Below are 25,276 nucleotides of genomic sequence, written 5' to 3' on the forward strand. Positions count from 1 at the left end.
TTTGTGCTGAAGTGGCCTGTTTCACAGCGTTGCTACTGACAATGTTGCTTTAATGCGTCTTGCTGGTTTGGCAACCGTTTATAGAGGTAGAGTGGCCGCCCGGTAGCACCATAAAGCACTTTGGTACTCAGAATTTCCGTGTCTGATAGATAAATCAGATACTTACGACAGGATACCCGAGAAATACCAATCGCATTTGCCATCTGTTCGGTAGAGAACTCATGGTCTTGCATCTCCTGAATCCATTCGCACACAGTGCGTAATGTCTGTACCGTCAGGCCCTTAGGCAATTTTTTACCCTCTGTGAGGGCGGGGTTATTGCGCCGCAGCAAGGTATCCACGTCCTCTTGAGCGCAAAATTTACGTTGACCCAGCAAGTTTTGTTTTTCGCGGTAAGCCGACAGCGCCTGCTCAAAGCGGGAAAACTGAAACGGCTTTATCAGATAGTCCACGACACCGTATTGCAATGCTTTTTTGATGGTATTCACATCGGTGGCCGATGAAATAACAATCACATCAGTCTGCTCACTTAATTCACGCAATGTCGGTAGCAGTTCCAGACCATTATCCTGACGCATGAAGACATCCAGCAGCACCAGATCGATAGATTGCCTGGATGCTATAAAATAGTCTCTGGCTTGTTGCAGACTGGATACGGTGCCGCAACAGTTAAAACCGGCTACCTGGCTGAGATAACACTTGTTCAACTCCGCCACCATCGCATCATCTTCCACTATCAATACATTAATCATGATTTTATGCGCCGTTGTTATTCGTGGTGATATCGTAGGGAAGGTTAATGAAAAATTGGGTATAGACTCCAGCTTCAGAGTCAAACTCAATGCTGCCACCGAGACTCTCTATACACTGCCGCACCAAACTCAAGCCAATACCGCGCTCATTGCCTTTGGTCGAGAAACCGTTATCAAAAATATGCGTTTGCAGTGCTGCGCCAATACCCGGCCCATCATCACTTACGGCACAATGTAACCGGCTATTCTGATAGTGGAAACTGACATTGATCTCCCGTTGGCCTTGGTTATCAATAGCCTCGATAGCATTTTCAATTAGATTGCCTAATACAGTAATTAAGGCAGTGGTGATCTGTTCATTATGGGTATCTGGCAGCAAACTATCGTCACTGATGGATAAAGTGATACCTAAATTATGCGCCCGGTTAATTTTCTCTAACAGGAAGCCCGCAATAATAGGTGATTTTATTTTGTGCAACAGAGAGCCGATCTCAGCCTGATAATTATTGGATGTTTTGACAATATACGCTTCGAGTTGTTGATAATGCTTCATGTGCAACAGGCCCAGTATGACATGTAATTTATTCATAAATTCATGCGATTGTGCCCGTAATGCATCGGCGTAATGGGACATACCCGTCAGGCGTAGCATTAATTTACTGACGTCGGTTTTATCACGGAAAGTCGCAATCGCGCCGATGATATTACCTTTTGCCATCACTGGGACGGTATTGGTCAGTAATATGCTGCCATCAAAATTTATTTCTTCATCGGGACGAGCGATGCCCGTTTCTAATACTTGCTGTAGATAGAGTTTGGCAGGCCAGTATTTACTGGCGTTACTTAATAATAAATTCTCCAGCGGCCCGCTTTGTTTAAATAGACGCTTCGCTTCGTGGTTTATTATGGTGATACGTGAATCGGCATCAACGGCAATCACGCCTTCTTTAATTGATTGCAACATTGCGTTGCGCTGCTCAAATAAATTAGAAATTTCATAGGGTTCGAAACCCAACATGATCTTTTTCAGCGTTTTAACCAAAGCCCAGATACCCAGTGTACCGATCAGAGCACCAAATAAGATAGTCCAAGGGATGGTCCAGCGGGCCTCGCTGACAACTGATGCGATACGGGTAAGTGCAATTCCAATGGCTACCACACCGATTTGTTTACCTTGTAGCCCATAAATCGGCACAAAAATACGCAGGGCAGGAGCCAGTACCCCGCGGTTGACTGCGCTATTTTCTTTACCCTGTAACGCTGGCAGTAAGTCATTACCGATAAAATGTTGACCGATCATCGCACTATTGGGATGTGAATGACGAATGCCATTCATATCAGTGACAACGATGAATAACAGGTCATTCGCTTTTTGTACCGCACGAGCATAAGCCTGAATTTCTTGCCCGACAGCAGGGGTTGTCAGGCCGTGGATGACCACTGGAGACAGTGAAACCGTGCGTGCCACCGCAGTGGCTTTGGCTTGCAAACTGTCTTGAGCCATCTGGCTAAGTTGAACAAATAACAATGAGTAAACCACCAGTAGCACCGCCACAACAACCGCAGAAACCATCAGGGTGATTGAGGTACTGAGTCGTAACGGCACTTTCTGCTTGCCTGCCGCTGTTGTACTGTTCATTTCATGCTCCAGAGACACCGGTGTGTGGGGTAATCAGGTAATTGCATGTGTTAAGAGGGAACGCTGACAGGTTGTATCCCTGACGAGTGAGTAAAGTGAATCACCCATAGTTTACGCTGTTTATATATGAGGGCGCTAAGGTAATTGTTGACGTTATCGTGACAGCAGCAGCAATGTCATTCAGGAGGCTATCAGGTGTTGCCGCTAGACAAGTTCCTCACTGAGGAATAGAAGCGATATCCTTTTCGTCGCCAGAGAGGTTATGTGGCGATAAAGGAAATGATTGAGCATAATAAAAGAGGCGTGGAATGGCATACGTTTATTACATTCACTTTCTTTGTGGCGTTTATTCAGCGTCTCTTTAGCGATAATAGGCCGCAATTATGCCAGCATAATACCCACTAACATGTTTATCTGCTGCTCTAATTAAGGATAAACGGTCATTCGACGGTCTTACATAGCGTAATTATCATGAGATTGCTACGTTGTTTTTATTTTTAATTCAATCTAACCAATTGAAAAAAATCAAATATGACATTGTCGCTCTACGCTCTCTTGGGCTGGAAATTTCAAGGGAACGGATAAACCTCAGGTTCCAATTGCTACCCATTCATGGTCACTATTCTCATTAAATTAAAACGCAGAAAGTACTTCTGTCGCTTAAAATGAGTATTAGCACTAAAAGATAAAATCAGAGAAATAAACAGAATATAAACGGGGATAACTCCTATGCCGACAGATGATAGCAATAATGAAATTATCGACTACGTGTCAACCGGGCACTTACCCGACTCGGACACCGTGATGAGATTAGTACAAGAAGCCCATCGGCGCTTTGGTGCAGATACTGAAGGTGTGGTTTCTACCGTTTACCCGGCTTTAGAACGTATTCCACCGAACCTATTTGGTGTCTGCATGGTGGGTACCCAGGGTAAAGTTCACTCCGCCGGTGATGTGGATTATCAATTTACTATTATGAGTGTCTCCAAACCTTTTGTATTTGCACTGGTTTGTCAGGCTATCGGGGCCAAAGTTGCCCGTGAAAAGTTGGGGGTTAACAGCACGGGTATGGCCTTTAACTCCGTTACTGCCATTGAGCGCACGCCAGATGGTCGTACTAATCCTATGGTTAACTCCGGTGCCATCGCCACGACCAGTCTGGTTCCCGGTGCCACCGGCGATGAACAGTGGAAATTCATCCATGACGGCTTGTGTCGATTCGCGGGGCGAGAGTTGACGCTGAATGAAGAAGTGTATCAATCCGCCAGTGAGACCAACTTCCGTAATCGGGGTATTGCCAATGTGTTGCAAGGGTACGGGCGTCTGGGATGCGATCCGTTGATCGCCACGGACTTATATACCCGCCAATGTTCACTGGACGTCAGTGCGCGTGATCTGGCCGTCATGGGGGCGACACTGGCGGATGGTGGGGTTAACCCGCTGACCGGTCAGCGGGTGGTGGACAATGATGTCTGCCATTATGCCCTGGCCGTAATGGTTACCGCGGGGTTGTATGAAACTTCGGGTGATTGGCTTTATGACATTGGCCTGCCGGGTAAGAGCGGTATTGGTGGTGGGATTGTGACAGTGTCACCTGGAAAAGGGGGGCTGGGTACTTTTGCACCGCGGCTTGATAGTGCGGGTAACAGCGTCAAAGGGCAACTGGCGGCACGATTCTTATCGCGTAGCTTGGGGATGGACATGTTTGTTTCGCAACCTTATACCGAAAAAAGCTGAGTCATAAAGGGGATAGCGCTTTGAGCATCAGCTTTTTTAAAAGATGAACCGTGCTGCACACTGCACTGTGGTGAAACCGGCCTGTTTCTAAAACGATAAAGCATGTCAGAAGGATGGAAAATTTATGGCGAATCAATCAATTCACCGCGCGAGCGCGGAAATAAAAGAGTCATGGGTGCCGATGATAACCATCGCACTGGCCCAAATCCTGATGTCATTCAACGTAGCCTCCTTACCGGTAGCGCTGGGTGGGATGGTTAAGAGCTTTAATGTCCCCCCAACCACCATTGCCACTGCAATTGTGATGTACTCACTGTCAGTTGCCGGTTTCGTGATGTTGGGGCCAAACTTAACCAACGTTTTGGGCCGCTGGTGGTGTTCCGCAGTACCGTGCTGTTGTTTGGTATCGCTCAGGTGATGATGACCTTCAGCCCGAATGTCACTGTCATGATCAGCGCGCAAGCATTGAGCGGTTTGGCGGGGGCGGCATTAGTGCCTGCTCTGGTGGCGTTAATTGCTGAAAACTACCGTGGCACGCAACAGGCTACGGCGCTGGGGGCATTGGGTTCAGCCCGTGCTGGTGCGGGTGTGGCAGCATTTTTAATTGGTGGTGTATTGGGGACGTATATCGGTTGGCGTCCCGCATTCGGCATTCTGATCGTGTTATCGGTAGTCATCTTTGTACTGAGTTTCCGTCTGAAATCTGACAATGCCCGCCCGGAAGTGGGTATCGATCTGTTCGGTGTGGTGCTGGCGGCATCGGCGATTATTCTGCTGTCGTTTGGTTTTAATAATTTGAACCGCTGGGGTTTCGGGCTGGTGCGCGATGGTGCGCCGTTTGACCTGCTCGGTTTCTCACCCGCCCCCTTCATGATTGTGTTAGGTATCGTGCTGGGTCAGGCATTTGTCGTCTGGACTCGCCGCCGTCAGGAACAAGGCAAAACGCCGTTACTGGCGCTGGAAGTGATCACTTCACCGACCGAGAAAGCCGCCGTATTCGCCATGTTCGCCGTGGTCGCGTTGGAAGCGATGCTGAACTTCTCGGTTCCGCTGTATATCCAGATAGTGCAGGGCAGTACGCCGATGGCGACGGCGATTGCCATGATGCCGTTCAATTTATCGGTGTTCTTCTCCGCGATGCTCATTGTGCGTTTCTATAAGAAACTGACGCCCCGTAACATTGGCCGTTACGGTTTTATCACCTGTACCATTGCGCTGTTATGGCTGGCATTTGTGGTGCGCAATAACTGGAGTGAGTTCGCGGTATTATTCGGTCTGGTGGTATTTGGTTTGGCTCAGGGGGCATTGGTTACTTTGCTGTTCAACGTATTGGTCAGTGCATCACCGAAAGAGCTGGCAGGCGATGTTGGCTCCTTACGTGGCACCACCAATAATCTGGCAAATGCCATCGGTACTGCGGTTGCCGGTGCCTTGCTGGTGGGGTTGTTAAGTGCCAACGTGATGCGTGGTGTGGCCGAAACGCCGATCCTGACACCCGAGATTCAGGCTCAGGTCAATATGGACAGTATCAACTTCGTCAGCAATGACCGCCTATATGGTGTGTTAGCGCAAACAACAGCCACTCCTGAGCAGGTGGCCGAAGCGGTGCGGGTGAATGAGGAAGCACGACTGCGAGCGCTGAAGTTTGGTCTGCTGATTATGGCGCTGTTGTCACTGCTGGCTATCTTCCCTGCCGGTCGTTTACCAAACTACCTGCCGGGTGAATTGCCCGCGGATAATTTGGATAAGAAAGCGCGTAAATAAGTGGTTGTAGTGTACGTGGTTAGTAAAAAAGACTGACAGTGGGCTGTGAACTGGCCACTGTCAGTCTTTTCCTGCCTTATATCGCTCATGCGACTCTCTGCGAAGCACCCCTAATCCTCTTGCCAACAGCAGTCACTCACGTCACCGAATTGCGGCGTTTGCCGCATTTTTAGACGAAAATTCAAAAGACTAAATATTATTTGATACGGATCAAGACACATTTCCTTTATTTAGTGTTAATGTAAACAAATCTCATTATCAACTTTATACTCATCACCATTATGCGAATTTGGCTCAAGTCTTTTCTGTTGTGCTGTTGTTGGCTGTTGTCTGTCTCATTAGCGTGGGCCGCTGCAGATTACCAGCAGTGGGTGAATGATATTCAATCTCGTCTCGATAAAACTTCTCAGTTATATCAACAACACAAGAATGATGAAGCCAGAACCACGGTTCAGATGGCGTATTTTGAGGTGTTTGAAAATCTGGAAGGGCCGATTCGAATCAATATTTCGGCACAAAAAAGTTACCAGATGGAGGCCGCATTTGGTGAAATTCGCCGGATGATCGGTGAAGGTAAACCCTCGGCTGAGATTGATAATAAAATTAACTGGCTCAAGGGCGAACTAAACGCCGTGCTGCCGGTATTAGCTGATGGGCATAAACTCACCGCAGAACAACAGCATACGACTTATGAGAACAGCGATATTGCTGTCTATTGGCAACAGAGTTTTAAAATCATCGATGACCTGCTGGCACAGGCTATCAGTGAATATCAAGATGGCAACCTTGCTGCCGCAAGCCAGAGTGTGCAACAAGCCCATTATCAGGGGTTTAAAAACTCTGAAATGGAGATGTCAGTACGCGGTAATCGTTCCTCACAACTTGCGGCGGCGATTAACCAACAGTTCACCGCACTGATCGATTTGACCCGCAAACCGGGCCAAATGACCGATGTGGCTTATCAGGTTACCCGCTTGCTACAAACGATTGAAGAGATATTACCGGGCTTACCAACCACTCGTGAACAGCAGCAAGTCAGCGCAGACCAACCGACAACAAGCCAATCTTCTTTCGCCAGCGATACTGACGTACAACCTAATGCAGACTGGGCCGCGGTTTCCCACAAGATAAACCAGGCCATTACTGACGCGATTAGCCAATACCAGCAAGGGCAGACGTCGCCTGCGATGCTGTCGGTACAGGATACGTATTTTGACTTGTTCGAAGCCAGTGGCATGGAAAACAAAGTGGGTTCGCGTGATGCTGCGTTTAAATCAACCTTAGAAGGGCATTTCACCCGTTTGGTTAGCCTGATGAAAGCGGGGCAACCGGTAGAACAGTTGCACGTAGAGGCTGTTGCACTGCAAAAAGACCTGTCCAGTGCGGTGGAGATGCTGGGTGAGGGCGATGAAACCGATTGGAGTCTGTTTATCTACAGCCTGCTTATCATCGTGCGGGAGGGGCTGGAGGCATTGCTAATCGTTGCGGCGATTGTCGCTTATCTGGTTAAAAACAACCATCAGGACAAACTGCCGCTGATCCGCCAGTCGGTGGTCGTGGCGCTAATTGCGAGTGTGCTGACCGCCGTTGTCTTCCAGTGGCTGTTTGCTAATTCAGGGCAAAGTCGAGAGTTGCTGGAAGGCTTCACCATGATGATTGCCGTGGTGATGCTGTTCTCAATGAGTTACTGGCTGCTGTCAAAAACTGAAGCGCGCCAATGGAAAGCTTATCTCGAAGGTAAATTCTCCAAATCACTCAGCAGTGGGTCAATAGTAGGGCTGTGGCTAACCAGCTTTCTGGCGGTATACCGCGAAGGGGCCGAGACGGTGCTGTTCTATTTGGCGCTGGTAGGGGATGCCAACAGTACCAGCGGTCACTTGTCGATTCTGGCCGGTTTTGGCATCGGTTGTGTCATCTTGCTGGCCGCATACCTGGTGATGCGTTTCACCGTGGTCAAACTGCCACTCAAACCCTTCTTTATGTTTACCGGTGGTTTTATGTACCTGATGGCATTTGTGTTCGCCGGTAAAAGTGTCCTTGAGCTGATTGAGGGTAAACTATTCGAGCCAACGCTACTGCCGTGGGTGCCAGAAATCAGTTGGTTGGGAATTTACCCCTATATAGAAACACTGATTCCACAGGTGATTTTAGTGATTGCTGCGTTAGTTGCTCTATGGGTAATGCAACGGCGTGGCGATGCTGTAACCGCATAATGACCGGTATGATGCCGGTGTGAATAACGACAATGTAATCATAATTGATACCAGAGGGTGTGTTCCATGACGATGAAGAAAACGATTATTGCCAGTAGCATTATTGCCAGCATTTTTGCAGCACCGGCCGCTTTTGCCTTCAAAGAGTATCCTGCGGGCGAACCTATTAAGATCAATGATATGGAAATCGCTGCCGTCTATTTGCAACCGATCGATATGGAACCGCGTGGCATGGGCTTGCCTGCGGCGAAAGCGGATATCCATCTGGAAGCGGACATTCATGCGACTGAAGGTAATAAAAATGGCTTTGGGGCCGGTGAATGGATGCCGTACCTGACTATTGCTTATACGCTAGTGAACACCGATACCGGTGCCAAGCAGGAAGGGACGTTCATGCCGATGGTCGCCAGCGATGGGCCGCACTACGGGGCAAATATCAAGATGATGGGGGTGGGTAACTATAAAGTGACCTATCACATTAGCGAACCATCGAAAGCGGGTTTGCATCGTCATACCGACAGTGAAACCGGTGTTGGTCGCTGGTGGAAACCCTTCGATGTGAGCTACGACTTCAAATATGTCGGCTTGAATTGATAATGAGAACCGCGATGACTGACACCGTGATCGCGGTTTTTTTCATGATGCATCGTTGTAGACTGAACAGCAGTAAAAGAGTGGTTATTCTCGACACTATGTAAATATGACAGCTATACCCAAGGTGGGCTAATGAGCTATTTTTTTGTCTCCGTACTGCAAGCCTTTTTACCTGTGGCATTGCTATTAGGGTTAAATTGGGCAACCCGGCCAGCGCCTGCGCTGAATCGTGTGGTATGGATAACCCTGGTGATGGTCGTCTTGGGGATTTGGGCCGGTACTTATTATCCTAAATCACAACAATTGCAGTTGGCATTGGCAGGAATTCAAATTCTGTCACTGTTGTTATTCTTCCTCAGTCAATTTATTCGCCGCGTGTCATTAGGCTATTTCTGGCAGGCGTTGTTGGTATTCGGTGCCGCATTCAATTGGGGCAATAACCCGAATTTAGGCGCTTTCACCAATACCCATGTCGTGAATACTGATTTATTGCTCAATCTGGCGGCGACTATCGTGGCGTTTGGTTGGGTTGTGTTCTGTTCGGTGCTCTTGCTGATGATGATTCGGCAACTGCCCCGTTGCCGTTGGCCACTGTTGACGATATTAACCCTGTTGTTGATTCTACCGCTCAGTGGCGATGCCATTCTGTTATTAATGAAGTTACAGGTGGTGGCCCTAACCAAATCGTTGCTGAGCTATGTGGCACTCGTGACCAATGGGCATCGCTGGCTGAACTACATTTGTGCATTGCTACTGGCTCTCACAACACTCTGTTATTTGCAACCTCTGCGCTATGCCCACCATATTGTCAGTAAGGCATCAGAGGCTATTGCTCAACGTAAAGCACTGGCCAATTACCGCAATGTGCGGCGGATTTGGCGCTTGTCAATTTTTGCCGTGGTTGTCGTGGCCGCCAGCCAACTCTATTGGGATAAAGTGGCCTCTCAGCCGCCACAATTATCAGAAGCCCTACCCGTCACGCTATCTGCTGATGGCTTGGTTCATATTCCGGTAGAGCAAGTGCGTGATGGGAAGTTGCATCGTTTTGTTTGGGTGGCAGATGATGGTAAGGCGGTGCGCTTTTTTATCATTAACCGCTATCCGGACCGCTTGCGCCTTAGTGTGGTTTTTGACGCCTGTCTGCTGTGCGGTGATCAGGGCTATGTGATGGAAGGTAATCAGGTCATTTGTGTGGCCTGCGCGGTACATATCTTTATTCCGTCCATTGGTAAGGCTGGCGGCTGTAACCCGATCCCGCTGGAGGGGTGGAAAAGTGATGACCGGGAGCTGGTTATCCCCAAAGCATCGTTGACCGCAGGGGTTAATTACTTCACCACCGTGGTAAAGCTGGATGTCATTGATCCGGTTGATAAGAGCCACCTGACGAATGAAAACGCTGAGCATAAGTACAGTTATGGTGGCAAAACCTATTTCTTCTCCTCAGAGGCCAACTACAACCGTTTCCGCGATCATCCAGAGCAGTTTGTCACCCCGGTTGCTGATGAAAACGATCAGCCGCAGGAGAACCCATAATTATGCTGTGGCGCATGTTGAAGCAGTCTTGGTTTCGTAATGTTCGGCGCAAATCACTGGCGGTATTCACGGTGTTCCTTGCCGCGGGGCTAATCTCTTCGCTGCTGGCGGTGTCAATTGATATCGGCGATAAAATGTCCCGTGAGCTGAAATCATACGGAGCCAATATCCTGATAGAACCCGCCGGTCAGGTGGCAATACCTTCATTGTTTGGCGAACGGAGTAACCCTCTGGCAGGGCAAGATTTTATTGATCAAACTGAGTTACCCAACATTAAAGATATTTTTTGGCGTAACAATATTGTTGGTTTCGCCCCACTTTTGAGTGGCGAGACAGAAACGAATGGCCATGTGATTTCGCTGCTGGGGACATACTTTAATCAGCCGGTAGATGTGCCTGATGAAGAGGATTACCACACCGGTCAGCAGATTATTAGCCCGTACTGGCAAGTGAGTGGTGATTGGCCACAAGAGCCGGTCAAAGCAGATGCCAGCGAGGTTCAGGCGCTGTTAGGTAAACAACTGGCGCAGCAAACCGGCTGGAAAATAGGTGATGAACTGCATCTTAAGGGCGTATCTGGCCCGTTGACGGTGAAAATCAGTGGAATACTCAGCAGCGGTGGTGAAGAGGAAGGGCGTTTGGTGATGCCACTGACTGCGGTGCAATCGTTGCTGGGGCTGGCGGGGAAAGTTCAGGCGGTGCGCGTCTCGGCGCTGACAGTGCCGGAAAACGAGTTATCACGCAAAGCGCGTGAGAATCTTGAGTCGCTCAACGCCGAAGAGTACGACCTGTGGTATTGCACCGCCTATGTGTCCTCCATCGCCCATCAATTGGAAGAGGCGATTTCAGGTTCGGTGGTTCGTCCAATCTGGCAGGTTGCTGCATCTGAGGGGGTAGTGATTGAGAAGATACAGTTGTTACTGGCGGTGGTGACACTGGCGGCATTGATTGCGGCGGCAATGGGAATTGCGTCATTGATGACCAGTACCATTATGGAGCGGGCCAAAGAGATTGGTCTGATGAAAGCGTTAGGTGCCCGTCAGTGGCAGATCCTCATGCTGTTCTATCTGGAGGCGGCGATCAGTGGGCTTATTGGTGGATTAGCCGGTTGTCTGGCGGGCTGGGGGCTGGCAAAAACGATCGGCCTGATGCTATTTGGTGCGCCACTCAGTTTTGCCTGGATGGTGGTGCCGTGTGTTTTAGTGCTATCGGTATTGATTGCGGTTATTGGGACGTGGTTCCCGGCACGGCGTATAGCCCGACTGTATCCGGTGGAGGTACTTTATGGCCGCTAATAGCAAAATTGTTACTGCCAGACCCTCTCGGCGTAAAGGCAGTGATGGCATGTTTTGGCGGCTGGTGCTGCGGGCACTGCGCCTGCGTATGCAGCGGGTTAGTGTGGTATTTGCGGCGCTGACCGTCGGTGCTGCCATTGTCACGGCGATGTCGGCAGTTTATTTCGATATCAATGCCAAAATGAGCCAAGAACTACGTACTTTTGGTGCAAACTTTTACATCGGCCCTGGGCATGGCAGCACCCTCGAACAAAAAACATTTCAACCCATCATTGATGTGGCCCCACAAGGGCTAATCAATGCTTCCAGCCCTTATATTTATGGCATGGCGCGCACCGAACTGGAAAAAGTGGTGTTAATGGGGTGTGGTTTGAATCCTTACAACGGCTGGTTCCTTATTGGCAGGTGAGCGGCAATTGGATTGGGGTCAGTTTTGATGATCGCAATGCGATGATAGGCGTCAAGCTCGCGGAACGTTTGCACGTTAAAGTGGGTGATACCATTACTTTAGTCGGTGAAGGTACCCGTCAACGGCTGCAAATAAAGGGTATTGTTGAGGCCGGAGACGCGACCGATAACATGCTTATTGTCAATTTAGATTTAGCGCAAAAATGGCTTAACCAACCAGGTCGCATCAGCAATGCGTTGCTCAGTGTCAGCAACGATGTGGGGCAAGTTGAAACCTTCGCCAGTCACTTGCGTGAACAATATCCGGATCTCGAAATCAGGCCGATTCGTAAGGTATCAGCCTCTGAAGGTCAGGTTCTCGACAAGATCAAAGGTTTGATGGGGCTGGTTTCGGTGGTGATCCTCGTGCTGTCATCCTTGTGTGTCAATACCACGCTGATGGCCATTGTCGCTGAGCGTTCGAAAGAATTTGCCCTGCAAAAAGCCCTCGGAGCCAGTGGGCGGGATATTATTCGGCAAATACTGACAGAGACACTGATTATTTCGTTGGCCGCCGCCGTGAGCGGTGCCTTGTTAGGTTACGTGTTGGCGCAAGTGTTGGGGCAGGCGGTATTCAGTGCTGCAATTGCGTTACGCGCACCGGTATTACCCTTGACGCTGGTATTGTCGCTGTTAGTGGCCGCAGTCGCGGCGATTGTACCCACCCGTCGGGCTATTCATATTGAACCTGCTAAAGTCCTGAAAGGAGAGTAGTAAATGACATCTTCAGCAACACCGGGGCGGCCTGAATATATTCGCGATGCTGTTATTGAAACCCGGCATTTATATAAGCGCTTCGGGCAGGTAACCGCGCTAGATGATATTAATATCTGCATCAAGCGTGGTGAGTTTGTGGCGATTATGGGCGCATCTGGCTCGGGTAAAACCACCCTGATGAATATCCTTACCTGTCTGGATACGGCAACCGAGGGTCAGGTATTGCTCGATGGTATCGATGCTGCGCGGCTGGATGAAGAGGGGCGCCGGCAGTTTCGCGCCGATAAAATCGGGTTGGTTTTCCAGCAGTTTCACCTCATTCCTTATCTGACGGCACTAGAAAATATCATGTTGGCGCAGCATTATCACAGTGTGGTTGATGAAGACGCCGCCCGACAGGTGCTGGAACAGGTGGGGATGACGCCACGTATGGGGCACCTACCCAGTCAGCTTTCGGGCGGTGAACAGCAGCGGGTCTGTATCGCACGGGCGTTGGTTAATCAGCCGCCGATTATTTTTGCCGATGAGCCGACCGGTAACCTTGATGAAGAGAACGAACAGCGGGTGTTGGATTTGTTAAATCATATCCACCAACAGGGTAGAACCATTGTCATGGTGACCCATAATCCGGATTTAGGTTGTATAGCAGATAGGGTTATCCGCTTGCAACACGGCAAATATCTAAATGAAGAGAGTCGTCATCATGTGGCGTAATCTATTGAAAATGCTCAGTATGGGTGGTTTGTTATTGTTGCTCAGTGCTTGTAAGCAAGAAGAGGTTGCCGTAGGTGAGGCGGCACCACAGCTGGCTGCTTATGACCTGCAAGGAAAACCTGTTGCGCTTGAACAATGGAAAGGTAAGCCGGTGTATCTTAATTTTTGGTCTGCCAGTTGCGGTGGCTGTCTGGCTGAAATGGCAACACTGGATAAGTTGAGTAAGGAATATCAAGGCAGTGTGGTGGTGGTGGCAATCAACACCGATCCGCAACAAGTGGATATCAACCCGGTATTGGCACAGCGCAATATCAGTTATCCAGTGATTCGCGATCAATTGGGAATTACCCAAGAGCGTTATCAGGTAATTGGTACGCCTACCTCTTTCATGATAGACCCTAACGGTAAGGTCACCGAATTACATCAGGGATCGCGTGACGAGCAGGCGCTGACAGCTTCGTTTAAACAGTGGGTTGCAGGTGCATAATGAAAGTATTGCTGCTAGCGGCAAGTCTGGTGGTATTTAATGCAACAGCACAAACCGCTGCTGACGGTGAGCATATTTACCAACAAACCTGCTCAAGCTGTCACGGGCGTTCAGCTAACAGAAAAGGCTTGGACAAAGCGCCGCCGCTAATATCCTTATCCCGTGATGAGGTGGTCAGTGGCCTGACGGAGAGACGCGATGGTAAAATTATCGGCAGGGGCAATAAAGCCAAAGCTCATTTGAGCGATGAAGATATTCAAAAGTTGGCTGATCATATTGAGAGTTTAAAAAAACGATTATAAAAAGCAGCCAAGTCCATAATGCCGGCCCTTTTAACGCGATAGGCTTATGATTTAATAGCTAAAATTAGCTGTATTTCTTATAGGCATTGTTTGAATGGCACACTTCAAATTAGAGTATTAATGCTGTATTATATGTTGCATATAAAATGCATCTTTAGTTTATTTGAGGAATCTCAGCATGGAAAACAACTCAGCGCTGCTTTGTTATAAGACATTACCGGTCTGGCACAGTGCTAACGTGCCGACGATGTTTCGGGAGAAACACAATACCAAAGCCGGTACTTGGGCCAAATTGACCATTTTGAGTGGGGAGATGGACTTCCTTATTCTGGATGAAACAGGTAATACTCTGGAAAGACATACTTTCACCAACGAACAGCAACCTCCGTTTATTGAGCCACAAGTCTGGCATCGCATAGCCGCCTGTTCAGATGATCTGCAATGCCAGCTAAGTTTTTATTGCACCGTGGAAGATTTCTATCATAAAAAATATAATCTAACACCAACACATTCCGAAGTGATTGCAGCCGTGAAAGCGGTTAATCCCGGTAAAGCACTGGATTTAGGCTGCGGTTCAGGGCGAAATTCACTGTATCTGAATTTATTGGGTTTTGATGTGACTGCGGTGGATAAAAATAGTGACAGTATTAGCAGCTTACAGCAGATCATTGAGCGGGAAGAGCTGAAAAATATTACCGCTAATATTTACAATATCAATGATGCTGTTTTGGCGCAACGCTACGATTTCATTCTTTCAACCGTGGTACTGATGTTCCTACAGCCGGAAAGAATCCCACATATTATCAATGACATGCAGGGGTGTACTTTGTCTGGCGGCTATAATCTGATTATCTCTGCCATGTCGACGGATGATTTCCCATGCACGGTTCCTTTCTCCTTTACTCTCCAGTCAGGGGAGTTGAAACAATATTATAAAGATTGGGAAATTATTAAATATAACGAGGACGTAGGGCAGTTACATAAAACCGATGCCGAAGGTAATCGTATAAAACTGCGTTTTGCGACCTTGCTGGCTAAAAAACCGTAATTGTAGTGACGTATCCAATTTGCTGTTCACTATTCCATGCGAACCCGCTGATGATTTAACGGGAGCGGGGCGGTAAGTTGGGTTCACCACGTAAACAACAGACAATATAGTCAATAAATACGCGCAGTTTGACGGGTAAATAATGTGTTGGCGGGTAGAGCAGCCATAAACCGCCACTGTATGAGCTGACAAAGCGCCACTCGGGTAATACCTGTACGATCAATCCCTGATGCAATGCGGTACGAGCGGTGAAATAAGGTAAGCTGCCGATGCCAATATGTTGTAGCGCAGCATCTAACCGGACGCCGGTATGGTTGGCCGCATAGCGGCCCCGCACAGCAACCGTCACCGTTTTATTGCCCTGCCGAAATTTCCAGCGGGCATCTCCAGGCGTCTCGCCCAGATAGATGCAACTGTGGTGTGCTAAATCATGGGGATGTGAAGGAGTGCCACGGCTGGCGAGATACTCCGGTGTGGCACACAGCAAATGTTCGATATCCATCAATTGCCGCCCGATCATACCCGGTGGAGGTTGGTCAGTAATCCGAATGGCTAAATCTATATTTTCATCAATGAGATCAACATAGTGGTCATCTAATATCAGTTGCACATCTATTTTACTGTAGCGGCGTAAGAACTCAGGCATATGCGGATGAATCACAAAGCGCCCAACCGCTTTCGGTATGCTGATGCGAATAAGCCCTTCGGGTTCCTGATTGTACTGACCACTGACTTCCATCACCGAATTTGCAGCACTAAGCATCACATTACAGCGCTTAAAAACCTCTTCACCACTCTGGCTCAAACGCAGTTTACGCGTTGTTCGTTGTAATAAGCGGGTGGCCAGTGCTTTCTCCAACCTACTGATACTGCGGCTGATTGCCGAAGGAGAAACACCTAACTGGCGTGCGACGGCAGAAAAACTACCGCTTTCTACCACTTTAACGAAAATAGCCATTTCGCTTAGCAAAGCCAGAGGAAGATTTGTGCTCACAGCGCAACAGTCCTTTGAGTATGTGACGGATTATCAATCTAGCCTGACATCAATATAATCATAATGGAAATGATAAAAGGATAATGATTATGACAACCCGTCTATTTTTTGATAATGATATGCTGACTACGGATGTTAATGTCCTTAGCTGCACCCCTGATAATGAGCAATTTGCCGTTATAGTTGAGGCGACGATTTTCCATCCGCAAGGGGGTGGGCAGCCTTCTGATACCGGTTGGATAGGCACGAGTCAGGTATTGCGCGTCGTTCAACAGCAAGACCATTTGCTTCACTATTTGCAACAGCCCGTGACGTTGGGCTGGCATCCTGCCTGTACCGACAGTGAACGGCGCTTCCTGAATACACGGATGCACTCCGCTGGACATTTAATTGGCAATATAGGTGAACGCTATGGTTGGTTGCCGGTGAAAGCACATCATTGGCCAGGAGAGGGGCGAGTATCATTTAAACGTGCTGAGAACGTTCAACCCATTGATATAAATATCATTCAGTCCGCCTTACAACAATTTATCAGCCAGGATTTACGTCGGCAGATATCAGTACAGGGTGATTTCCGAGAAGTTGGATTTGGTGATTTACCCGCTTATGCGTGTGGTGGTACCCATGTCAGCTCGTTGCGGGAGCTAGGCCACGTCAGTGTGCAGTCTATATCGGAAAAGAAAGGCATTATGTCGGTAAATTACATCGTTGATTAACCTGAGGTAAGGTGTATTCGCCGCTTACCTGCAATTTCAATGATTTTAAGTATATTATTCAGTGTAAATATAAAATCAGATTTGAAGGAAAGATTGGTGAATAAAGAAAAGATTGCGCATTTAGACGCGGTAAGTCGCAAGGCTCGCACGGTTATGGAACGAGAGGGGCTTGATGCTTTGGTGGTTACCGTATGTGATAATTTTTATTATCTCACCGGGGTCGCCAGTTTCTTTATGTATACCTTCAGGCATACCGGTGCTGCTGTTGCGGTGATGTTTCGGGATGAAACAATTGCGACGCAAATCATCATGAATGAATTTGAAGCCGCCAGCACACATTTCGATATGCCCCATGTGGAACTTAAAACCTTTCCGGTATGGGTCGATGTTGATGATCCCCGTAATCCTCTTAATCACCAAAAATTACGCGAGCGACCCATTGGCCCGCCGGTTGAAACTGTTTTTGGTTTAGTCAAAGCGGCGCTGGAACAGGCGGGAGTACTTAACAAAACCATCGCTATCGAATTACATGCCATGTCCAACGGCGGTAAGGGCGTATTAGATAAGGTGATCCCCGGGCTGAAGCTGGTTGATTCTACCCCGTTGTTCAATGAAATCAGAATGATCAAAAGCCCGTGGGAAATAGCACACCTGCGTAAAGCTGCACAAATTACCGAGTTGGGCATTGCGAGTGCGGCGAAGAATATTCGTATAGGTTGTACTGCGGCAGAGTTGACGGCAGCATTTAAAGCCGCAGTGATGAGATGCCCGGAAACTAACTTCTCGCGTTTCAATCTTATTTCAGTTGGCGATAATTTTTCACCCAAAATAATGGCTGATGAAACGCCCGCCAAATGGGGCGATTTAATTAAATTTGACTGTGGAGTGGATGTTGCCGGTTATGGTGCTGACTTAGCCAGAACCTTTGTGCTGGGAGAACCGGATGCACTGACACAGCAGCTATATGACACCATCAGAACGGGCCATGAGCATATGTTATCGATGGTAGCGCCCGGCATGAAATTAAAAGATGTTTTTGATTCTACGATGGATGTTATCAAAAAGGCGGGCCTACCGTACTATAACCGTGGGCATCTTGGTCACGGAGATGGGGTATTTTTGGGGCTAGAAGAGGCTCCGTTTGTCAGCACATTGGCGACCGAAACATTTTGTCCCGGTATGGTCTTGAGCCTGGAGACGCCCTATTACGGTATCGGGGTTGGTTCTATCATGCTGGAAGATATGATTCTCATTACAGACAGTGGTTTTGAGTTTTTAAGTACATTGGAACGTGACTTACGGCACTGTTATTAAACGGTGTCTACACTCTCATCATATATGAAAGGAATGCTTATTTTCATTATATAAATAGTTATAAGCTAACAAATATAATGAGATGTATAAAACCACAGGTATAAAATAGAGGGTTAAATGATAAATTGTCTTAATTCTCTATTTTTTACTGTTTCTAACGATATTCGTAATTCAGTATTTCTAAATTTAATTATAAGGTGAGTGATAGTGTTCTCAGCCACAAAATTCTCGTTACTGAGTCAGTGGAAAACATAAAAATAGTTGATAAATTAAACACGACACGCGGTACATTGCCTTATGAGGCCGAGGTAAAATCAATTTGTGCGATCTTTTAGCACAATACTGTATCGCAGCATTCTTTCAATAAAAGTATTTAGTATCAATATTCAAGTGTTTTAAACTATTTAAAACTAAGAATAATCTTACTCTCATCTAAATAAACGCCCCTGGTACATTTCCACCTCTATTAATCGCTGAAATAACAATATTCTATAATAATTCGACAACAGTATTTTCTTTCAGCTATCCTATGTAACATGCTGTAATACATTCTAAGGATACCATTTCATCATCATTAGATAATGAAAATGGACGTTCATGAAGTAGCTTTCTTTGAACATCAAACAAGTGGCTGGCTTAAGGGTTATATAATGTATAACGCATTTACGACACTGCTGCGCCCTTTGTGCCAGCACAGAATCACTTTATTAGCGCTACTAATTTCCGGCCTTTCAGTCAATTCCGTTTTGGCCCAGACACCGTATGATTCATTAATCATCAAAGCCAGAGCGGGGGATACCGCACCGGTCCTTAATTATTTACAACAAGAATCTAACGCTGGGCCACTTAATAGTGGTCAGGTCGACGACTGGCTGCAAATTGCCGGCTGGGCAGGGCGTGATCAGGAAGTGATTGATGTTTATGAACGTTATCATTCCTCAATGAATCTCTCCTCGCGCGGCCTCGCCTCTGCGGCGCGCGCCTATCGCAACGAAAAACGCTGGGATCAGGCACTGGCATTATGGCAAAGCAGTTTAAAGAAAGACCCGACAAACCCTGATCTTATCACGGGTATGATCATGACTCAGGCCGATTCCGGGCGCGGTAGTGAGGCTTTGAAGCAAGCCAAAGAATTAACCGAGCGTGATCCTTCGGCGAAAAACTATATGACCTTGTCCTATCTAAACCGCGCGACCAACCATAATTACGATGCTTTGCAGGCTTCCAGCGAGGCTGTACGGCTGGCTCCTGAATCCGATGCAGTATTAAAAAACCATCTGGAAATTCTGCAACGAAACCGTATTGCTGATCCAGCGTTGCAACTTGCCCGAGAAAATCCGAGATTAGTTTCGGCTGAACAGTATCGACAGCTTGAGAGAGATGCCGCCGCAGAACAGGTGCGCATGGCGCAGTTACCAACGCGCAGTGAAACGGAACGGTTTTATATCGCTGATCAGGCATTGGCCGATTATCAGGATTTGCTCACTCGCTGGAGTAAATACCCTGACGCGCAGGCTGACTATCAACGTGCTCGCATTGATAGATTAGGTGCATTATTGGTTCGCCGTAATACTGCTGAGCTGATTAAAGAGTATGAAAGTATGGACGCTGAGGGCTATAAAATGCCTGACTATGCCCGCCGTTGGGCCGCTTCTGCCTATATTGACCGCCGGATGCCAGAAAAAGCCGCACCGATCCTCACCAGTCTCTATTACGCCGACGGAAAAACGTTCCGCAATAGTGAGGATTTACTGGATGCTGATGACCTCTATTACGCGTTGAATGAAAGTGAACAACTGGATAAAGCACATCAGTTCGCTAAGAACTATAGCGAGCAAACACCATATCAGGTGGGTGTTTATGGTCTGCCAGGTAAACAACCGAATGAGGACTGGATGGAAGGTCAGACCTTGTTGATTCAATCTTTGGTAGCATTGAATGATCTGCCTGCGGCACAGAAAAAGCTGGAAACGCTATCTGGCACTGCGCCGGCGAACCAGAATTTACGTATTGCCTTAGCGAGTGTTTATTTGGCCAGAGATTTACCGCGCAAATCAGAACAAGAGCTGAAAGCGGTAGAATCATTGGCTCCGCGCAGTCTTATATTGGAACGTGCGCAAGCTGAAACGGCGATGGACTTGCAGGAATGGCACCAGATGGAGTTATTAACTGATGATGTTATTACTCGCTCGCCGGAAGATGTGCCTTCTCAGGAATTAGACCGGCAGCGCAAAGTGCATAATATGTATGAACTGCGTGTTACCGGTAACCACACCATTTCTTCTAATAGCCCGGTCAGTGGTAGCAAGGATTTTGGCATTGAAACTCTACTCTATAGCCGGCCGATAGCTGAAAACTGGCGTATATTTGGTGGTGGCAGCTATGACAATGCGCAATTTGAGGAAGGAAAGGGGATTAACCGCGTTATGCGGTTAGGGGGCGAATGGACGTCTCGTGATCACTGGGTTGAGGCTGAGGTCAATAATCAGAATTACGGTTTTGGCAATAAAACCGGTGCCCGAATATCGACGTGGTACGATTTTAATGATCACTGGCGGGTGGGGGGGGGAGTCGAAAGATTAGCCAAAGAAACCCCGTTGCGGGCTATGAAAAATAATATCACCTCCAACAGCGCTTCTGCTTTTGTGCTCTGGAAAGCCGATGAACGGCGTGATGTGGCATTTAATGTGACACCGTCAGATTTCTCTGACGGTAACAAGCGGTGGGAATATGGGTTAATTGGGCGTCAGCGCATCTGGAGCGGGCCTTATCTGACAGCCGATTTCAGCCTGGGTCTGGCGGCGAGCACAAACACCAAAGCAGACGTTATTTACTATAACCCAAAAAGGGATTTCACCTACCTTCCTGCTATTACCCTCAACCACATTATGTATCGTCATTATAAAACTATCTGGAGCCAACAGATTCAGCTAGGTGTTGGTGGTTATTGGGAGAAAAACTACGGTAATGGTCTGGCAACCGCGGCAGCTTATGGGCAACGTGTTCAATGGAATGATGTCGTGGATACCGGCGTGGCTGTTACCTATGATAAACGCCCCTATGATGGTGTCCGTGAGCACAATCTCTCGCTCGCTTTCGATTTGAATTACCGTTTCTAAGGGAAGTCGCTATGGCGAAGATACTCTTTTTTATCCGGATACTTGTCGTTGGAATGATAACGGCAATGGTCTCTGTCTGTTATGCCGAGAAACCGGTATTTGTTCCTCCTGCTGAACGTGCATTGCCATTCAGTGAACGGCCGTGGCAAAAGAATACCTTTTTAGTTATTGCTTACCATGATGTTGAAGATGATTCCGCAGACCAACGTTATCTGTCGGTAAGAAGCAGCGCGTTAAGTGAACAGTTAGCCTGGCTGAAGGATAATCGCTATAACATCGTTTCCGTTGATCAGATTTTAGCCGCACATAACGGTGGCACACCGTTACCGAATAAAGCCGTATTACTTACCTTCGACGATGGTTATAGCAGTTTTTATAACCGTGTATACCCGTTGTTAGAAGCTAATAAGTTTAGTGCGGTTCTGGCCCCGGTTGGGGTGTGGATTGACACGCCAGTGAATAAAAAAGTAGATTTCGGTGGGTTAAGCACCGATCGCGCCCGTTTCCTTAGCTGGAAACAGATCAGTGAAATGTCTAAATCAAAACTGATCGAAATCGGAGCACATACCTACGCATCACACTATGGTGTGCTTGCTAACCCACAGGGGAATACTGAACCCGCTGCTGCCAATCTGATCTATGACCCTAAAACGAAAAAGTACGAAACGGAAGCGGCTTTCAAGCAACGGATGGAAAAAGATGTGACGTTGATAACCCAGCGTCTTACCCAAGCTACAGGGAAACAACCGCGGGTTTGGGTTTGGCCATACGGTGCGCCGAGCGGAACAGTATTAACCATTTTACGCCAACACGGTTATCAAATGGCAATGACGCTGGAGCCGGGCATTGGTAACGTTAATGACCTGATGAATATACCGCGTATTCTTATCAGCAATAACCCGTCGTTAAAAGACTTTACCCAGTTGATCACCTCGGTTCAGGAAAAAGGCATCATGCGGGTTGCGCATGTTGATCTGGATTATCTCTATGATCCGGACCCGGTGCAGGAAAAGGAGAATCTTGACAAACTGGTGCAACGTATTTCTGATTTACGTGTTACGACAGTGTTTCTGCAAGCGTTTTCTGATCCTAAAGGGGATGGCAATATTCGGCAGGTTTACTTCCCGAACCGCTGGATTCCGATGCGTGAAAATCTGTTTAACCGCGTTGCATGGCAATTAGCCTCACGGCCAGATGTTAATGTGTATGCCTGGATGCCCGTGCTGGCATTTGAGATGGACCCTTCTTTGCCACGGATTGAACGTATTGATCCGAAAACCGGTAAAACAAGTATCGATCCGGACCAATATCGTCGCCTGTCGCCATTTAACCCTGAAGTCAGGCAGCGCATTATCGATATTTATCGCGATATGGCCTATAGCGCGCCAATTGAAGGCGTCCTTTATCACGACGATGCGGTGATGTCTGATTTTGAAGATGCGTCGCCGGATGCGATTCGTGCGTATGAAAAAGCAGGTTTCCCTGGTTCAATCGTCACAATACGTCAAGACCCGGAAACAATGGCCCGCTGGACGCGCTATAAAAGTAAATATTTGGTTGATTTCACCAATGAATTAACGCGTCAGGTTCGTGATGTCCGTGGCCCACAAGTGAAGTCTGCCCGTAATATATTTGCAATGCCTATCTTAGAACCGGAAAGCGAAGCTTGGTTTGCGCAGAACTTTGATGATTTTCTGGCTAACTATGATTGGGTTGCCCCAATGGCAATGCCGTTAATGGAGAAAGTGCCATTATCAGATTCTAATGAGTGGCTAGCGCAATTGGTTAACAAAGTTGCGCAGCGTCCAGGTGCACTGAATAAAACGGTATTTGAACTGCAATCGAAGGACTGGACCAAGCCAGAGGGCAGCAATGCCATCAGTGGCCCGATACTGGCGGGATGGATGCGCCAGTTGCAATTAAATGGCGCACAAAATTTTGGTTACTATCCGGATAACTTTATCACTGGCGAACCGCCGCTAAAAGATGTCCGTCCTGTGCTATCTTCTGCCTGGTATCCTTTATATGATCGATAGAATAATTGCGTTACTCATTCTCTGCCTGGTACTGAGTATCCCCGTGGGTTTAATCCTGCTCTTTACCGGTGATGTGCTGCTGAATTTTGTTTTCTTCTATCCACTCTTTATGTCTGGGATCTGGATAACCGGAGGTCTCTACTTTTGGTTACGTCGGGAAAGACGCTGGCCGTGGGGCGATGATGTGCCAGCTCCGGAGCTGAAAGGCAATCCATTGGTGTCTATTTTAATCCCTTGCTTTAACGAGGGGCTGAATGCGCGAGAAACCATCCATGCTGCACTGGCTCAGACCTATACCAATATTGAAGTGATCGCGATTAACGATGGCTCCAGCGACAATACAGCACAAGTGCTGGATGCTATGTTGACGAAAGATCCACGCTTGCGTGTTATTCATCTGGCACATAATCAGGGCAAAGCCATTGCTTTGCGTATGGGGGCCGCAGCGGCGCGCAGCGAGTATCTGGTCTGTATCGATGGTGATGCTTTGCTTGACAGCAAAGCCGTGCCCTATCTGGTTGCCCCACTGATTGCCAACCCGCGCACTGGAGCCGTAACCGGTAACCCACGTATTCGCACGCGATCCACGTTGATTGGCCGTGTTCAGGTGGGGGAATTCTCCTCGATCATTGGCCTGATTAAACGAACTCAGCGCGTTTATGGTCAGGTATTTACGGTATCGGGTGTGGTGGCTGCTTTTCGCCGCCGGGCGTTGGCCGATGTGGGCTATTGGAGCCCGGATATGATAACTGAAGATATTGATATCAGTTGGAAACTCCAAATCAGGCACTGGTCGGTGTTCTTTGAACCGCGTGGGTTATGCTGGATTTTGATGCCAGAAACATTAAGAGGTTTATGGAAACAACGGCTGCGTTGGGCGCAGGGCGGAGCTGAGGTTTTCCTGAAAAACATGTTTAAGCTGTGGCGTTGGCGTAATCGCCGCATGTGGCTGCTGTTCCTTGAGTATTCACTGTCAATTACTTGGGCGTTTACTTACCTGTTCAGTATTATCCTGTTCCTGTTGGGCATGGTTATTACTCTCCCGCCGGGTATTCATGTACAAAGTGTCTTCCCCCCGGCGTTTACCGGGATGGTATTAGCGCTGACCTGTCTGTTGCAGTTTGCTATCAGTTTGGTGATTGAACGGCGCTATGAGCAAAAATTGGGTAACTCACTGTTTTGGATTATCTGGTATCCGATGGTTTACTGGATGCTGAGCTTGTTTACCACCGTAGTATCGTTCCCAAAAGTCATGCTGAACACCAAACGTCAACGTGCGCGCTGGGTCAGCCCGGATCGCGGGATCGGGAGGGTAAAACCATGAGTACACCTCTGATTCATACCGAGCAGCGGTTCATCCCACGCTGGATCGACATTATTATTACCGCTTTAGCTTGGTTCGGTTTTATCTTCCTGTTTGTAAAGGGCTTTTTCGATATGATCGGCAGGGCGCCGAACATGGGGCCGATTCCGTTCAGAATGTATATCCTCGCCAGCCTGACCACTCTTGCCTTGTATGCGGCGATTGCGGCATTTAATGCTGTCGTGCTGATTGTCTGGGCAAAATATAATCAGGTGCGTTTTCAAGTTGAGCGCCGCGGGCACCGACCTCATCTGGATGACGATGAGCTGGCTAATAGTATGGAAATGACGAGTGAGATGATTACCCAATTGCAAACCGGTTCGTGTCTCACATTGTATAACGATGAACATGGGCATCTGCTGGAGGTGAAGGAAGGGCTGCACTTGCCGCAAGTCGCTCCGGTTATCAATTTACGCAGAGGGTGATGGGCAATCATCGCTGAATACCTGATAACACACCATCGTGGGCTGATATTGGGTATTCAGACGTTAT

Annotated in this window: 18 protein-coding genes and 2 pseudogenes; 17 read left to right on the forward strand and 3 right to left on the reverse strand. The window is 47.9% G+C overall.

Annotation, left to right across the window (positions count from 1 at the left end; genetic code table 11):
- Positions 1 to 32: 32 nt before the first annotated feature.
- Both dcuR and YALDO0001_RS00115 read right to left on the reverse strand, forming a co-directional pair.
- Positions 33 to 752 carry a two-component system response regulator DcuR gene (gene dcuR, locus YALDO0001_RS00110; protein WP_004698821.1) on the reverse strand — a complete coding sequence of 240 codons (720 nt, stop codon included), beginning with the start codon at positions 750 to 752 and terminating at the stop codon, positions 33 to 35.
- A 4-nt stretch (positions 753 to 756) separates the two neighbouring features.
- Entirely contained in the window at positions 757 to 2,391 is a 1,635-nt protein-coding gene (locus tag YALDO0001_RS00115; RefSeq protein ID WP_042839152.1) for a sensor histidine kinase, read from the reverse strand.
- A gap of 729 nt (positions 2,392 to 3,120) precedes the next feature.
- Between YALDO0001_RS00115 and glsA the strand changes: the two genes are divergently transcribed.
- From glsA to tehB, 11 genes and pseudogenes are all read left to right on the forward strand, one after another.
- A complete protein-coding gene (glsA, locus tag YALDO0001_RS00120) occupies positions 3,121 to 4,128 on the forward strand; it encodes a glutaminase A (protein ID WP_004698826.1) in 1,008 nt (335 codons plus the stop codon).
- Between the two features lie 124 nt (positions 4,129 to 4,252).
- Positions 4,253 to 5,892, forward strand: a pseudogene (locus YALDO0001_RS00125) (MFS transporter).
- Positions 5,893 to 6,173: 281 nt separating this feature from the next.
- Positions 6,174 to 8,105 (forward strand): FTR1 family iron permease, encoded by a 1,932-nt coding sequence (locus YALDO0001_RS00130; RefSeq protein WP_042839153.1) that lies wholly within the window; start codon positions 6,174 to 6,176, stop codon positions 8,103 to 8,105.
- 66 nt (positions 8,106 to 8,171) lie between these two features.
- Complete coding sequence (locus YALDO0001_RS00135; protein ID WP_004698834.1) at positions 8,172 to 8,699, forward strand: iron transporter; 528 nt, start codon at positions 8,172 to 8,174, stop codon at positions 8,697 to 8,699.
- Positions 8,700 to 8,831: 132 nt separating this feature from the next.
- Positions 8,832 to 10,232, forward strand: coding sequence for a Fe-S-containing protein (locus YALDO0001_RS00140; protein ID WP_004698835.1), 1,401 nt, complete (start codon positions 8,832 to 8,834; stop codon positions 10,230 to 10,232).
- Between the two features lie 2 nt (positions 10,233 to 10,234).
- Positions 10,235 to 11,527 carry an ABC transporter permease gene (locus YALDO0001_RS00145; RefSeq protein ID WP_004698838.1) on the forward strand — a complete coding sequence of 431 codons (1,293 nt, stop codon included), beginning with the start codon at positions 10,235 to 10,237 and terminating at the stop codon, positions 11,525 to 11,527.
- A 49-nt stretch (positions 11,528 to 11,576) separates the two neighbouring features.
- Positions 11,577 to 12,688 (forward strand): annotated as a pseudogene (locus YALDO0001_RS00150) (ABC transporter permease).
- Positions 12,689 to 12,691: 3 nt separating this feature from the next.
- The gene (locus tag YALDO0001_RS00155) at positions 12,692 to 13,405 is read left to right on the forward strand and encodes an ABC transporter ATP-binding protein (protein ID WP_004698843.1); all 714 of its coding nucleotides are present in this window, start codon (positions 12,692 to 12,694) and stop codon (positions 13,403 to 13,405) included.
- 19 nt (positions 13,406 to 13,424) lie between these two features.
- The gene (locus tag YALDO0001_RS00160; RefSeq protein WP_004698844.1) at positions 13,425 to 13,892 is read left to right on the forward strand and encodes a TlpA family protein disulfide reductase; all 468 of its coding nucleotides are present in this window, start codon (positions 13,425 to 13,427) and stop codon (positions 13,890 to 13,892) included.
- Positions 13,892 to 14,194 carry a c-type cytochrome gene (locus YALDO0001_RS00165; protein ID WP_042839155.1) on the forward strand — a complete coding sequence of 101 codons (303 nt, stop codon included), beginning with the start codon at positions 13,892 to 13,894 and terminating at the stop codon, positions 14,192 to 14,194. The genes YALDO0001_RS00160 and YALDO0001_RS00165 overlap by 1 nt, the downstream gene beginning before the upstream one ends.
- Positions 14,195 to 14,372: 178 nt before the next feature.
- Positions 14,373 to 15,242 (forward strand): SAM-dependent methyltransferase TehB, encoded by an 870-nt coding sequence (tehB, locus tag YALDO0001_RS00170; RefSeq protein WP_004698845.1) that lies wholly within the window; start codon positions 14,373 to 14,375, stop codon positions 15,240 to 15,242.
- Between the two features lie 55 nt (positions 15,243 to 15,297).
- On the opposite strand, the gene YALDO0001_RS00175 is transcribed toward tehB, so the two are convergent.
- Positions 15,298 to 16,236: a LysR family transcriptional regulator gene (locus YALDO0001_RS00175; protein ID WP_042839157.1), complete on the reverse strand. Its 939-nt coding sequence runs from the start codon at positions 16,234 to 16,236 to the stop codon at positions 15,298 to 15,300.
- A gap of 89 nt (positions 16,237 to 16,325) precedes the next feature.
- Here YALDO0001_RS00175 and YALDO0001_RS00180 point away from each other — a divergent pair, with 89 nt between their 5' ends.
- From YALDO0001_RS00180 to pgaD, 6 genes are all read left to right on the forward strand, one after another.
- A complete protein-coding gene (locus YALDO0001_RS00180) occupies positions 16,326 to 16,952 on the forward strand; it encodes a serine-tRNA(Ala) deacylase AlaX (RefSeq protein WP_042839158.1) in 627 nt (208 codons plus the stop codon).
- Between the two features lie 96 nt (positions 16,953 to 17,048).
- Entirely contained in the window at positions 17,049 to 18,266 is a 1,218-nt protein-coding gene (locus YALDO0001_RS00185) for a M24 family metallopeptidase (protein ID WP_042839159.1), read from the forward strand.
- 650 nt (positions 18,267 to 18,916) lie between these two features.
- Positions 18,917 to 21,385: a poly-beta-1,6 N-acetyl-D-glucosamine export porin PgaA gene (gene pgaA / locus YALDO0001_RS00190; RefSeq protein ID WP_042839210.1), complete on the forward strand. Its 2,469-nt coding sequence runs from the start codon at positions 18,917 to 18,919 to the stop codon at positions 21,383 to 21,385.
- 11 nt (positions 21,386 to 21,396) lie between these two features.
- Complete coding sequence (gene pgaB / locus YALDO0001_RS00195) at positions 21,397 to 23,421, forward strand: poly-beta-1,6-N-acetyl-D-glucosamine N-deacetylase PgaB (protein ID WP_042546069.1); 2,025 nt, start codon at positions 21,397 to 21,399, stop codon at positions 23,419 to 23,421.
- Positions 23,411 to 24,745: a poly-beta-1,6-N-acetyl-D-glucosamine synthase gene (gene pgaC, locus YALDO0001_RS00200; RefSeq protein ID WP_042839160.1), complete on the forward strand. Its 1,335-nt coding sequence runs from the start codon at positions 23,411 to 23,413 to the stop codon at positions 24,743 to 24,745. Before pgaB ends, pgaC begins: the two co-directional genes overlap by 11 nt.
- Positions 24,742 to 25,209: a poly-beta-1,6-N-acetyl-D-glucosamine biosynthesis protein PgaD gene (gene pgaD / locus YALDO0001_RS00205; protein ID WP_042839161.1), complete on the forward strand. Its 468-nt coding sequence runs from the start codon at positions 24,742 to 24,744 to the stop codon at positions 25,207 to 25,209. The genes pgaC and pgaD overlap by 4 nt, the downstream gene beginning before the upstream one ends.
- Positions 25,210 to 25,276 lie beyond the last annotated feature (67 nt).

The organism is Yersinia aldovae ATCC 35236, assembly GCF_000173735.1.
Lineage (GTDB): Bacteria > Pseudomonadota > Gammaproteobacteria > Enterobacterales > Enterobacteriaceae > Yersinia > Yersinia aldovae.